The organism is Alloyangia pacifica (assembly GCF_020524285.1).
In the GTDB taxonomy this organism is placed as follows: domain Bacteria; phylum Pseudomonadota; class Alphaproteobacteria; order Rhodobacterales; family Rhodobacteraceae; genus Salipiger; species Salipiger pacificus_B.
Map to the genome: position 1 here is coordinate 1 of NZ_JAIVKX010000032.1, position 11,737 is coordinate 11,737.

An 11,737-nucleotide genomic window follows, 5' to 3' on the forward strand; every position below is an offset into this window, starting at 1 on the left:
CAGTCGAGCCGCTGCGCCTGCTCGCCCCAGAAGCCGTCCGGATCGGAGATCGAGCGCGCGTACATCTCGTCGTAGCGCGCCGCGTCAACATGGGCCTCGGCCACGAAATCCTCGGACGGGGCGTAGAGCCCGGCAGTCGCAGTTTGGGCGTCGTCTTTCATGATGTCCTCCCTTGGGTCCTATGCGGGGTCTGCGCGACCCGGCCCCAGACCGTTCCAAATTTCTCCACGGTCGCACGGCGACCACTTCCATCCCTGTCGACATCATACCGTAGTTCGAAAAGATTGAAATAAGCCTGTGTAAACTATGAGTTTATTTGTAAATGATTTGCCGTGCGCTGCAGCATTTTGTAAAAATCTTTGCTTTCCGCCTGGAAAGGTAATGGTTTCCAAAGTGCTTACGCAACGTCATATGTTCTGCAAGGCCGGCGGGCGAAGGCTGGATTTCAAGCGCGAGAGGGTGTGACAGTTTGATGCAGGCAATGCTGGTATACCATGTTTGCGCCCAAGCTGATGTTGCCGATCCCTCCGCAGCGGCCGACTCGCGGCAGTTCGGGCCGTGGATCAAGGGTTGCGCCATGGGTCAACTTGGCTAACCATGCCTCCCAAGGCGGTTTGGAGAACCGCTCAATGGGAGGAAATCATGAGAAAACTAACAACCACGCTCTGCGTGGCCGCACTTTCTACGGCATTCGCCGCCGAGGCCATGGCCACCGAATGGAACGTTTCGGTCTGGGGCAAGCGCCGCGAATTCACCGAGCACGTGCATAAGATCGCCGAACTGGTCGAGGCGAAGACCGGCGGCGAGTTCACCATGAATATCTCTTACGGCGGCCTCAGCAAGAACACCGAGAACCTCGACGGCATCTCCATCGGCGCCTTCGAGATGGCGCAGTTCTGCGCCGGCTACCACCCCGACAAGAACCGCGCGATCACCGTGCTGGAACTGCCCTTCCTCGGTGTCGAGACGCTGGAGCAGGAACGCGCCGTCAGCCGCGCCGTCTACGCTCATCCGGCGGTGGCCGAGGAGATGGCGCAATGGAACGCCAAGCTGCTGATGACCACGCCCATGCCGCAGTACAACATCGTCGGGACCGGCGAGCCGCGGGACACGCTCGAGAGCTTCGACGGCATGCGGGTGCGCGCCACCGGCGGCATCGGCGATGCCTTCGAGGCAGTGGGCGCCGTACCCACCTCGGTGACCGCGACCGAGGCGTACCAGGCGATGGAGGCGGGCGTCGTCGACACCGTCAGCTTCGCACAGCACGCGCATCTCAGCTTCGGCACGATCAACGAGGCCGACTGGTGGACGGCCAACCTCAACCCCGGCACGGTGAACTGCCCGGTGGTGGTGAACATCGACGCCTACGAAATGCTGTCGGACGAGGAGCGCGCGGCGCTCGACGGCTCGATCGAGGAGGCGCTCGACTATTACATCGAGACCTACGGCAAGCTGCTCGAGAAATGGGACGGCGTGCTCGACGACAAGGGCGTGCAAAAGGTGGTCTATTCCGAAGAGGAACTGGCCAAGTTCGCCGAGGTCGCCAAGCCGATCCACACCGCCTGGATCGAGGAGATGGGCGGGCAGGGGCTGCCGGCGCAGGAGCTTTACGACCTCGTCACCTCGACCCTGCAGGAGGCCAAGGCGGGCAACTGAGCCTGCGGCTGACGATCTCTGGCCGCCCCGCGCTCCGGGGCGGCCTTTTGACGGATCACGACAAGACCAGGACAACGAATATAAAGGGACAGCGCACTTATGGCTGGAGCCTCCGCCGTGCTTGCCGACGACTCGACCCTCTCGCGCCTCGACCGGGCGCTGGAGCGGCTCGAGCGCGTCTTTGCCTTTCTCTCCGGGCTCGGAGCCTTCGCCCTCATGGTGCTGGCGGTGATCTCGGTGGTCGGGCGCAACTTCTTCAACGCGCCGCTGCGCGGCTACGTCGACTGGATCGAGATGGCGATGCCGCTGATCGCGATCCTCGGCATTTCCTACGTGCAGCGGCAAGGCGGGCACATCCGCATGGACATCCTCGTGGGCCAGCTCAAGGGCCGGCCGCTGTGGCTGGCGGAATGCATCACCACGCTGGCGATCCTGCTGCTGATGGCGGCGCTGGTCTGGGGCTCCTGGGCGCATTTCGACCGCAGCTTCGATCTGACCAAGCCGATGTGGTCGCGCGACAGCACCATCGACCTCGGTCTGCCGCTCTGGCCGGCCAAGCTGATCGTGCCGGTGGCCTTCTCGGTGATGTGCCTGCGGCTGGTGCTGCAGCTCTGGGGCTACCTGCGCGCGCTGGTGCTGGGGCTCGAGAACCCGGTGGCCGTGCCGCTGGTGCAGAGCGTCGCCGAGCAGGCGGCGGCAGAGGCGGACCATATCCAGGGGCATGACGCATGAGTTCCATTGAGATCGGCCTCTGGGTCACCGGCGGGCTTTTCGTCCTCGTGGTGCTGGGCATGCGCGTGGCCTTCGCTGCCGGGCTGGCGGGGCTTGTCGGCCTTTGGTGGGTGTTCTGGTCGAAGAAGGGCTACGACCCGGAGCAGATCACCTGGGCGCTGACCGTGGCGGTGAAGACCGCCGGGCAGGTGCCGCACGGCAAGGTCGCGAGCCAGGCGCTAAGCCTCATCCCCACCTTCATTCTGATCGGCTACCTGGCCTATTACGCCGGGCTGACCCGGGCGCTCTTCGAGGCGGCGAAACGCTGGCTGGCCTGGGTGCCGGGCGGGCTGGCGGTCTCCACGGTCTTTGCCACCGCGGGCTTTGCCGCGGTGTCGGGCGCGAGCGTGGCGACGGCGGCGGTCTTTGCCCGCATCGCCATCCCCGAGATGCTGAAGATCGGCTACGACAAGCGCTTCGCCGCGGGGGTGGTGGCGGCGGGCGGCACGCTTGCGAGCCTCATTCCGCCCTCGGCGATCCTGGTGATCTACGCCATCATCGTCGAGCAGGACGTGGGCAAGCTGCTGCTGGCAGGCTTCGTGCCGGGGGTCTTCTCGGCGGTGATCTACGCCATCCTGATCATCGGCCTCGCGCTGGTGCTGCCGAAGTTCGGTCCGCCGGTGCGCGGCTTCACATGGCGCCAGCGCTTCGCGTCGCTGCCGCCGGCGCTGCCGATCGTGGCGGTGGTCGTGATCATCATCTTCTTCGTCTACAACCCCTTCGGCGATGCCTGGGGAACCCCGACCGAGGGCGGGGCAGTGGGCGCCTTCATCGTCTTCCTGATGGCGCTCTTCCGCGGCATGCGGTGGGCCGAGCTGAAGGATGCGCTGATCGAGACCGCGAAGCTGGCGATCATGATCTTCACCATTATCTGGGGCGTGCTGATCTACGTGCGCTTCCTCGGCTTCGCCGACCTGCCGGGGGCCTTCGCCGACTGGATCACCTCGCTGCATTATCCGCCGCTGATGATCCTCGTGTGCATTCTGCTGGCCTATGCGGTGCTGGGCATGTTCATGGATGCCATCGGCATGCTGCTGCTGACCCTGCCGGTGGTCTACCCGGCGGTCATGGCGCTGAACGGCGGCGAGGGCGTCTCGGCGGCAGACAGCGCCTTCGGCATGTCGTCGGAGATGTGCGCCATCTGGTTCGGCATCCTGGTGGTGAAGATGGCCGAGTTCTGCCTGATCACCCCGCCGATCGGGCTCAACTGCTTCGTGGTCGCCGGCGTGCGACCGGAGCTGTCGGTGCAGGACGTGTTCCGCGGCGTGACGCCCTTCTTCATCGCCGACGCGGTGACCATCGCGCTGCTGGTGGCCTTCCCGGCCATCGTGCTCTGGCTGCCCAGCTTTGCGTGAGACGGCCAGCCGCCGCCGGGCCCGCGCGGCCCGGCGGCGGCTTCCTCGCAGCAGTTTGACCGCGCGGAACCTTTTTCCACATGAAGTGTTCTTGACATGAGACGGGACGGCAGGGCGCAGGTCGCATCGCCGGACCCGACATCATGAAACTGGACGGATCGCGCGGGAGCCTTCCCGCGGACCCGGAGGCTTCGGCCACCGGTCCGGGAAGACGCGCGCTCCGGCAAGATCAAAGACGCGACCAAAGGAGGGTTCGCCATGGAATTCGCAGGCATCGGAGGATTCATCGTCCTCGTCCTCGACATCTGGGCCATCGTTTCGGTGCTCGGCTCGAGCGCAAGCACCGGGGCCAAGGTGCTCTGGACGCTGCTCATCATCGTGCTGCCGGTTCTGGGCTTCATCATCTGGCTGATCGCCGGGCCGAAGTCCTCGCGCGCCACCGTGTGACCCAACCACCGCATTCATAGGAGGAATGACAATGCTTTACTGGGCTCTTCTGTTCTTCGTTGTGGCCATCGTGGCCGCCATCTTCGGCTTCGGCGGCATCGCATCCGCCTCGGCAGGCATCGCGCAGGTGCTCTTCTTCATCTTCCTGGTGCTCTTCGTGGTGACGCTGATCATGCGTTTCGTACGCAAGGCCTGACGCATCCGGCCCCGGGCGGCACATCTGCCGCCCGCGCTTTTCTCAATGCGTCGGGGCAGGCGGGCATCTCCGAGATGCCAAAAGAAAACCCCGCCGAACCGGCGGGGTTTTCGCTGTCTGCAAGCCTGATCTGTCTGCAGGCCGCCGAAGGGGCCGGAGATCAGGCCTTCAGCGTTTCTGTCGACGAGAAGAACATCGCCTGGCTCACCGCGGAGCGCACCTGATCCTCGGAATAGGGCTTGGAGATCAGGAAGGCCGGTTCCGGACGCTCGCCGGTCAGCAGTCGTTCGGGGAAGGCGGTGATGAAGATCACCGGGCGATCGCCGAGCGCGCCGAGGATGTCGTTCACGGCGTCGATGCCCGAGGAGTTGTCGGCAAGCTGGATATCCGCCAGCACGAGGTCCGGGGTTTCCTTGGCAGCGAGATCGACAGCGCCGGCGCGGGTGCGCGCCACGCCGGTGACCCGGTGGCCGAGGTCGGCGACGATGCTTTCGAGGTCCATGGCGATGATCGCCTCGTCCTCGATGATCAGCACGCGACCGGTGACCGCATCCGCCATCTCGCGCCGGGCAAGGCCCACAAGTTCTTCGGCTTCGCTGGGCGAGACCTGCATGATCTCGGCCACCTCGGAGACGCTGAACTCCTCGATGGTGTGCAGCAGCAGCGCTTCGCGGCTGTTGGCGGTGAGGGTCTTCAGCCGCGCCTGCGCCTTGGCGCGGGGGCCTTCATCCTCTTCGGTGACCGGCGCGCCGGTGCTGGCCCAGATGCCGTGGAAGACATGGAAAAGCCCCACCTTGGGCGAGGAGGCGCCGGTGAGGCCGCTGCGGTCGGCGAGGATCGCTTCCAGGGTCGCCGCCGCGTAGTTGTCGCCCGAGGTCTGACTGCCGGTCAGCGCACGCGCGTAACGGCGAAGATAGGGAAGGACCGCACCAATGGTCTGGCCCAAATCACCCTGTGTCATGAATACGTCCTTTTTTCGCTTTTCTCGGGAACCAAACGCAGCCACTCGGCATTGGTTCCCTGATACGGCAAAGATAAATGCAGAAATTACGCTCTGCAAAGGCAAGGATCATACGGCGGCAATGGTACATTCGCGGCGGAATTCAAAAGAGTCAGAGGTCATCGACGAGAACCTCAAGCGTGTCTACCAGGACATGCTTGAAGAACAGGTTCCCGACCGCTTCCTCGACCTGATCGCGCAGCTGCGCGCGCAGGACGAGACGGGCGGAACAGGCGGTGACGATACGGGCGAGGCCAGTGCATGAGCTCCGATCCTCGTGACGAGATTGTCACCCACCTTCCGGCCCTGCGGGCCTTTGCCTTCTCCCTGACGCGCAACTTTGCGCTGGCAGATGACATGGTTCAGGACACGCTGGTCAAGGCGTGGACCAAGATCAACACCTTCGAGCAGGGCACGAACATGCGCGCCTGGCTCTTCACCATCCTTCGCAACACCTACTACTCGAACCGCCGCAAGGCCGGGCGCGAGGTGTCGGACGCCGAGGGGGTGTTCACCGAAAGCCTGTCCGAAAAGCCCGCGCATGACGGCCGCCTGCAGATGAACGACTTCCGCCGGGCGTTCGTGCAGCTGACCGACGAACAGCGCGAGGCGCTGATCCTCGTCGGGGCGCAGGGCTTCTCCTACGAAGAGGCTGCCGAGACCTGCGGCGTCGCCGTCGGTACGATCAAGAGCCGGGTCAACCGCGCGCGGGCGCGTCTTGCCGAGCTGCTCGAGCTCGACGAGCACGACAAGCTGGAAATGACCGACCAGGCAACCATGGCCGTTGTCTCGGGCGCGCGCCCGAGCGGCGCGATGGGCTGACCGGGACCACATGAAATCGAAGGGTGCCCCGCGGGGCACCCGAAACGACCCGGGACACGGCAGGGCGCGGATCCTTCCGGACCGGCGGGCGGGCAGAGCGGATAGAGGTGTCATGAAAACAGTCGCAGGCGTTTGGCGGCAAAGGCCCACCGGTCTGGCCGCGCGGATCATCCTGTTCCTGTCGCTGGCACTCGTGCCGATCGGCGTCGTGGCCTATTTCCAGACCAGCAAGCTTGCAGAAGAAACCCGCCTGCGCTCGCAGCTCAGCCTCGTCGCGCTCACCGAGGCCGCGGCCCTGGGCGAACGCGAGACCGTCCTGCGTGCCCAGGGTGGGGCGCAGGCGATCGGGGCGACGCTGGGTCAGCGCAACGCCGATCCCGAGGAGTGCTCGGACCAGCTCGCCGGCTACCTCGGGGCCTCCCCGGGGTACAGCTTCGCTGCGATCATGACCCTGGATGGGGATGCCTCTTGCAACTCGCGCGGCATCGCGATGAACGCCGAAGACTATCCGCGCCTCATGCACATCGTTGAAAACCCGGGCGCCATCGCCTGGCTCAACACCTATGGCCCGATCAGCGAACGCTCGGTGATCGTGGTGGCGCAGCCCTATTTCGTCGGCGGTGAGCTGGCTGGGCATGTGCTGCTCTCGGTGCCCTCGGTGCTGCTGCCGCGCGGCCAGGCCGGGGCTGGGCCCAACGACTTCCATGACCTCATCACGATCAACGAGCGAGGCGAGATCCTGACCTCGCGCAACGACATCGAGGCGGTGCGCGACCTGCTGCCCGCCGATCTCGACCTCAAGAGCCTCGTCGGCGGCAAATCGCAGAGCTTTGCCGCGCGCAGCGTCGACGGCGAGACGCGGGTCTTTGCCGCCGCGCCGCTGGTGCCGGGAATGATCCACGCGATCGGCATCTGGACCCGCGAGAACGCCGAGGCGCAGGCGATCAGCGTCGACGGGCTCGCGGTCATGGCCGCAGCGCTGCCGTTCCTCATGTGGGCGGCGTCGGTGATCGTCGCCTTCCTCGCGGTGAACCGGCTGGTCATCCGCCACATCAAGCGCCTGTCGCGGCGCATGCGCGCCTTTGCCCTGTCGCGCCGGGTGCCCGCCCTGCGCGACGAGGCGATGCCCGCGGAACTTGCGGACATGGAGGATGACTTCCTCGACATGGCCGACGCCATCGTGCGCGACGAGGCGCAGCAGGAGAACGCGCTGCGCGAAAAGACCATCCTGCTGAAGGAAGTACACCACCGGGTGAAGAACAACCTGCAGCTCATCTCCTCGATCATGAATATGCAAATTCGCCAGTCGCACAACGACGAGACCCGGGCCATCCTGCAGCGGCTTCAGGACCGGGTGCGCAGCCTCGCCACCATCCACCGCAACCTCTACCAGACCGAGGATCTCGGCCATGTGAACGCCGGCCACCTGCTCAAGGATCTCGTGGGCCAGATGGAGCAGATGTCCGAAGTCAGCGGGCAACGGGTAAATCTCACCGTCGCTGCCGACGATATCGAGGCGGTGCCGGATCAGGCGGTGCCGCTGTCGCTGCTGACCGCCGAGGCGATGACCAACGCGATGAAATACGCGGGCCCGGGGCCCGACGGCGTGACCCGCGTGTCGATCCGCCTCGCACGGCTGCCCGGCGGGCGGGCCGAACTCGAGGTGATCAATTCCGCCAGCCGCGCCGAGACGATGGCGCGCGGTGAGCAGCGCGCCCCCGGCGAGATCTCCGGGCTCGGCTCGAAGCTGATGAAGGCCTTCGCCACGCAGCTCGGCGGCAGGCTCGAACAGGACTGGACCGAGGCCGGCGACTACCGCGTGCACATCGCGTTCGGCCTGGTGGATTTCACCCCTGACCCAACAACACCCGAGGCGATGCCCAATGTCCCGGACTTCTGATCTCGTCAAACCCCTGCCGTTGCCGCATCCCGAGACCGCCGAGGGACGCCCGCGCCGCGTCGGCGTCGAGATCGAGTTCTCCGGCCTCACCGAGGCGCAGGTCGCCCGCATCCTGGTCAAGCAGCTCGGCGGGTCCGCCCGCGAGAGCCAGCGCGGCCACTGGACGGTCAGCGGCGGCGGCCTGGGCGAGTTCGAGATCTACCTCGACAGCCAGCCGCTCGAGCGGCTCGACCATGACGGGGTCGGCGGCCAGATCCGGGATCTGGCCCGCGCCGTGGTGCCGGTCGAGATCGTCTCGGACCCGCTCGACGTGGCGCAGATCGCCGAGCTCGACCGCGCCATCGTCGCGCTGCGCGATGCCGGAGCCGAGGGGACTGGAACCGGCGTGCTTTCGGCCTTCGGCGTGCATTTCAACCCCGAGGTTGTCTCTCTCGACTACGGTGACGTGATGCCGGTGCTCACCGCCCATGCGCTGCTCGAGGACTATCTCAAGCGCGTCGCGGGCACCGACTTCAGCCGCCGCGTGATGACCTGGGTTGCGCCCTATCCGCGGGCGCTGGTGGACCGTCTCGCGGCCGAAGAGCCGCCGGCCACGATGATCGAGCTGATCGACACCTATCTGGAACTTTCGCCCTCGCGGAACCACGGGCTCGACATGCTCTGCATCTTCGCGCAGATCGACGAGGCGCGCGTCGCCGCCGCGGTCGACATGGAGCTGGTCGCGGCCCGCCCGACCTTTCACTGGCGGCTGCCGGACTGCCGCATCGACGAGCCCGGCTGGACGCTGGCGCAGGAGTGGAACCGCTGGGTGCTGGTCGAGACCGTCGCCGCGGACAAGGACTTGCTGCACCGCCTCTGCGCCGCCTGGCGCGATCACCGGCAGTCGATCACCTCGATCCGCATGGACTGGTCCTTCCGGGTCGAGCGCATGCTGCAGGGCGCGGGCCTGTGCGACCTCTGATCGGCGTCACCGTGTCGCGCCGCTCGGGATGGCGGGTGTTTCCCTTCATGGCTTTCGCCGTCTGGCTTGCCGGGGGCAGGGCGCTGCGCTGGCAGACCGGCTACCGCGAGATTGACCTCGCGGCGGTGCATGGCGTGGTGATCGGCGGCGGCGACGATATCGAACCCACGCTCTATGGCGGCGAGCTGCAGCTCGATGTCCGGCTCGACCCGGACCGCGATGCGCTTGAACAGCACGTGCTGCGCGATGCCTTCGAGCGCAATCTGCCGATCCTCGGCATCTGCCGCGGCGCGCAGATGCTGAACGTGGTGCTCGGCGGCACGCTGCACGGCGATGCCTATGCGGTGCATCCGTCGCGCCGCTACCGCACCGTGCTGCCGCGCAAGAAGGTGGATGTGCTGCAGGGCACGCTGCTGTCGCATACAGCCCGCGCCGCCTGCCTGCGGGTCAATGCGCTGCACTCGCAGGCGGTCGACCGGCTCGGCGAGGGGCTCCGGGTGGCCGGGCGCGACGATGGCGGCATGGTGCAGGCGGTGGAACGGCTGAGCGATCCCTTCGCGCTCGGCGTGCAGTGGCACCCGGAGTACCTCGTCTACCGGCGCGCGCACCGGCGGCTGTTCCGGGCGCTGGTCGCCGCGGCGCGGGCGCGCCGCGACGCCATCTGCCAGCTCGAGGCCGCGGAGGCCGACGCGGCGCTGCCGACGTTCCTGGAACGCTAGCCGGGCCTGGAACGCTACCCGGGCCTGGAACCGCACCTGGGCCCAGAACGGTGGCCGGGACCGCGAGGCCCCGGGCGCTGGGACGGCCTCAGGCGGCGATCATCTCGCCGACCTTCGGCGCGGTCTCGATCTGCGCCAGCGACAGGTCGAGCACGATATGCCCGCCGTGGTCCTTGTCGGCATGGGTGACCATCTCGAAAATCGGCACCACCCGCCGCTCGTGGTGGAAGAACCTGCCATTGTCGACCACAATATGGCTGAGCGCGCCGCGTGCGCCATCGTAGAGCAGGTCGCTCACCCGCCCGGCCTCGCCGTCGCGGCCGAAGACCGGCTTGCCGATCCAATCCGCCAGGCTCTCGTAGCGCTCCAGCGCCGCCTGCCAGCGCGGGTCGGCCTGAGCCTCGTCGGTCGTGCCCGAGGGCAGCGGCGCGTAGGGCGAGCCGAACGGGCCGACCACCATCGGCGGCATCGTCGCCATCAGCGCCAGCATGTCCTCGCGTCCGCCGCGCATCCGCGGCGCGCGTTGCAGTTCTTCCTCGGTCACGTAGAGCGGCAGGCTCCGGTCCTCGGCCTCGGGCAGCCCGAGCGAGGAGGCGGTGACCAGCAGCCGCTCGGCGGCGGCGAACCCGGCCGGGGCGACGATGGCCCAGGCCAGCTTGCGGCCATCGGGATCGAACAGCAGGTCCTGCAGCACAAAGTCGCGCTCGCCCCCTGTCAGGCGCCAGGTGAGCAGGTCCGTGAGCGAGATGAGCATGTTTTTGCCTTTCACCAGTTTACGGTAGCTTAACACGGATCTGCGACATTCTGTTCCGGAACCGTGGCTGCGCCGCGGCGTTCACTCTCCAAGCACTGAAGGAGACAGCAGCACTGAAGGAGACAGCCATGACCATCGATATCTTTATCGTCGGGTTGGCCGCTCTTATCGTGATCGCGATCCTGATCCTGGCTCTCACCGATGCGAAGGAAGAGGACAGGAACTCGCGCTAGTCCGAGCGACCCGATCCGGCAACCGCCGGGGCTCCGCTCCATGCGCCTGCCGCACGATGGCCGGTCGCAACAGCAGCCCGCGGGCGGCCCCTCGTCACGTCAGGGCCAATCTCCGGCCCGGATCTAGCTGGTCAAGACACAACCTGCCAAGATCAAGCGCGCGGTCCCAGACATGATGGGGCCGCGCGCTTTTCCTTTTCCATGCTACTCCATTCTATGCCACTCCATGCCGCATTCTGATGCCGCATCGCCGGGTTGGTCGGTGCGTCGGGCGCGGGTGGATCGTGGCCTTTCCCGTTTTCCGCAGGAGCTGCGCCGCGACAGGGCGAAGCCGCGACATGGGCGAAGCTGGGGCAGGGGCGAAGCCGCGACATCGGCGAAACTTTGACATGGGCGAAACTGGGGAAGGGGCGAAGCTGGGCAGACGGCGGCCTGCGATGGAGAGTGTAGACGGCCATCGCCTTCGGGTTTCGCAACGGAAGCCCCGGAAATCCGCGCCGATCCGCTCGCTGCTGCCGAAGTTGCGGGAAGCCGCGCTTGACGCGCCGCCATCAGGTGCTGGTATACCATTTCCGAATCCAAGCCGAGCCCGGCATGGGCGACGACAGCACAAAGGACATTTCGATGCTCGACAAATCCGTCTTCACCCCGCACGGCAAGCACCTGATCGCGGGCGACTGGGTGGCTGGCGAGACCACCTTCGCCTCCGAACCCGCGCACGGCCCGAGCCATGACTACTCGGTCGGCACCCCGGCGCTGGTCGACCAGGCCTGCAAGGCCGCCGAAGAGGCCTTCTGGACCTACGGCTACACCAGCCGCGAGACCCGCGCCGAGTTCCTCAATGCCATCGCCGACGAGATCGAGGCCCGCGCCGAGGCGATCACCGAGATCGGCACGCAGGAAACCGGCCTGCCCGAGGGGCG

Annotated in this window: 14 protein-coding genes; 11 read left to right on the top strand and 3 right to left on the bottom strand. The window is 66.5% G+C overall.

Going from position 1 to position 11,737, the window contains the following annotated elements; all coding sequences use genetic code 11:
* The coding region (locus LC039_RS26515; RefSeq protein ID WP_226629889.1) for an acetyl-coenzyme A synthetase N-terminal domain-containing protein at positions 1–161 on the bottom strand (161 nt) is incomplete at its 3' end.
* Positions 162–642: 481 nt separating this feature from the next.
* Between LC039_RS26515 and LC039_RS26520 the strand changes: the two genes are divergently transcribed.
* The 5 genes from LC039_RS26520 (at position 643) to LC039_RS26540 (ending at position 4,425) form a co-directional block, all read left to right on the top strand.
* Complete coding sequence (locus LC039_RS26520) at positions 643–1,656, top strand: C4-dicarboxylate TRAP transporter substrate-binding protein (protein ID WP_226629871.1); 1,014 nt, start codon at positions 643–645, stop codon at positions 1,654–1,656.
* A 99-nt stretch (positions 1,657–1,755) separates the two neighbouring features.
* Positions 1,756–2,388, top strand: coding sequence for a TRAP transporter small permease subunit (locus LC039_RS26525; RefSeq protein ID WP_226629872.1), 633 nt, complete (start codon positions 1,756–1,758; stop codon positions 2,386–2,388).
* A complete protein-coding gene (locus tag LC039_RS26530; protein ID WP_226629874.1) occupies positions 2,385–3,782 on the top strand; it encodes a TRAP transporter large permease in 1,398 nt (465 codons plus the stop codon). Before LC039_RS26525 ends, LC039_RS26530 begins: the two co-directional genes overlap by 4 nt.
* Positions 3,783–4,040: 258 nt before the next feature.
* A complete protein-coding gene (locus tag LC039_RS26535) occupies positions 4,041–4,229 on the top strand; it encodes a PLD nuclease N-terminal domain-containing protein (RefSeq protein WP_226629876.1) in 189 nt (62 codons plus the stop codon).
* A 31-nt stretch (positions 4,230–4,260) separates the two neighbouring features.
* Complete coding sequence (locus LC039_RS26540) at positions 4,261–4,425, top strand: DUF1328 domain-containing protein (RefSeq protein WP_108965133.1); 165 nt, start codon at positions 4,261–4,263, stop codon at positions 4,423–4,425.
* A 160-nt stretch (positions 4,426–4,585) separates the two neighbouring features.
* Here LC039_RS26540 and LC039_RS26545 read toward each other — a convergent pair whose 3' ends face one another.
* Positions 4,586–5,386 (bottom strand): response regulator, encoded by an 801-nt coding sequence (locus LC039_RS26545; RefSeq protein WP_226629877.1) that lies wholly within the window; start codon positions 5,384–5,386, stop codon positions 4,586–4,588.
* On the opposite strand from LC039_RS26545, the gene LC039_RS27030 reads away from it, so the two are divergent.
* From LC039_RS27030 to LC039_RS26570, 5 genes are all read left to right on the top strand, one after another.
* Positions 5,385–5,690 carry a NepR family anti-sigma factor gene (locus LC039_RS27030; protein WP_319003751.1) on the top strand — a complete coding sequence of 102 codons (306 nt, stop codon included), beginning with the start codon at positions 5,385–5,387 and terminating at the stop codon, positions 5,688–5,690. The genes LC039_RS26545 and LC039_RS27030 overlap by 2 nt on opposite strands.
* Entirely contained in the window at positions 5,687–6,247 is a 561-nt protein-coding gene (locus LC039_RS26555; protein ID WP_226629879.1) for an RNA polymerase sigma factor, read from the top strand. Before LC039_RS27030 ends, LC039_RS26555 begins: the two co-directional genes overlap by 4 nt.
* Before the next feature lie 112 nt (positions 6,248–6,359).
* Positions 6,360–8,147 carry a sensor histidine kinase gene (locus LC039_RS26560; protein ID WP_226629881.1) on the top strand — a complete coding sequence of 596 codons (1,788 nt, stop codon included), beginning with the start codon at positions 6,360–6,362 and terminating at the stop codon, positions 8,145–8,147.
* The gene (locus tag LC039_RS26565; protein WP_226629882.1) at positions 8,131–9,108 is read left to right on the top strand and encodes an amidoligase family protein; all 978 of its coding nucleotides are present in this window, start codon (positions 8,131–8,133) and stop codon (positions 9,106–9,108) included. Before LC039_RS26560 ends, LC039_RS26565 begins: the two co-directional genes overlap by 17 nt.
* Positions 9,096–9,827, top strand: coding sequence for a gamma-glutamyl-gamma-aminobutyrate hydrolase family protein (locus tag LC039_RS26570; RefSeq protein ID WP_226629884.1), 732 nt, complete (start codon positions 9,096–9,098; stop codon positions 9,825–9,827). The genes LC039_RS26565 and LC039_RS26570 overlap by 13 nt, the downstream gene beginning before the upstream one ends.
* 88 nt (positions 9,828–9,915) lie before the next feature.
* Here the strand turns inward: LC039_RS26570 and LC039_RS26575 are convergent, their stop codons facing one another.
* Entirely contained in the window at positions 9,916–10,581 is a 666-nt protein-coding gene (locus LC039_RS26575; RefSeq protein ID WP_226629886.1) for a PRC-barrel domain-containing protein, read from the bottom strand.
* 857 nt (positions 10,582–11,438) lie between these two features.
* Here LC039_RS26575 and LC039_RS26580 point away from each other — a divergent pair.
* A partial coding sequence (locus LC039_RS26580; protein ID WP_226629887.1) for an aldehyde dehydrogenase family protein occupies positions 11,439–11,737 on the top strand: 299 nt, incomplete at its 3' end.

What these genes read in the sequence shown, in the direction of transcription:
- LC039_RS26520 (WP_226629871.1), top strand. Translation starts at nt 643, where the DNA reads ATGAGAAAACTAACAACCACGCTCTGCGTGGCCGCACTTTCTACGGCA.
- LC039_RS26525 (WP_226629872.1), top strand. Translation starts at nt 1,756, where the DNA reads ATGGCTGGAGCCTCCGCCGTGCTTGCCGACGACTCGACCCTCTCGCGC.
- LC039_RS26530 (WP_226629874.1), top strand. Translation starts at nt 2,385, where the DNA reads ATGAGTTCCATTGAGATCGGCCTCTGGGTCACCGGCGGGCTTTTCGTC.
- LC039_RS26535 (WP_226629876.1), top strand. Translation starts at nt 4,041, where the DNA reads ATGGAATTCGCAGGCATCGGAGGATTCATCGTCCTCGTCCTCGACATC.
- LC039_RS26540 (WP_108965133.1), top strand. Translation starts at nt 4,261, where the DNA reads ATGCTTTACTGGGCTCTTCTGTTCTTCGTTGTGGCCATCGTGGCCGCC.
- LC039_RS27030 (WP_319003751.1), top strand. Translation starts at nt 5,385, where the DNA reads ATGAATACGTCCTTTTTTCGCTTTTCTCGGGAACCAAACGCAGCCACT.
- LC039_RS26545 (WP_226629877.1), bottom strand. Translation starts at nt 5,386, where the DNA reads ATGACACAGGGTGATTTGGGCCAGACCATTGGTGCGGTCCTTCCCTAT.
- LC039_RS26555 (WP_226629879.1), top strand. Translation starts at nt 5,687, where the DNA reads ATGAGCTCCGATCCTCGTGACGAGATTGTCACCCACCTTCCGGCCCTG.
- LC039_RS26560 (WP_226629881.1), top strand. Translation starts at nt 6,360, where the DNA reads ATGAAAACAGTCGCAGGCGTTTGGCGGCAAAGGCCCACCGGTCTGGCC.
- LC039_RS26565 (WP_226629882.1), top strand. Translation starts at nt 8,131, where the DNA reads ATGTCCCGGACTTCTGATCTCGTCAAACCCCTGCCGTTGCCGCATCCC.
- LC039_RS26575 (WP_226629886.1), bottom strand. Translation starts at nt 10,581, where the DNA reads ATGCTCATCTCGCTCACGGACCTGCTCACCTGGCGCCTGACAGGGGGC.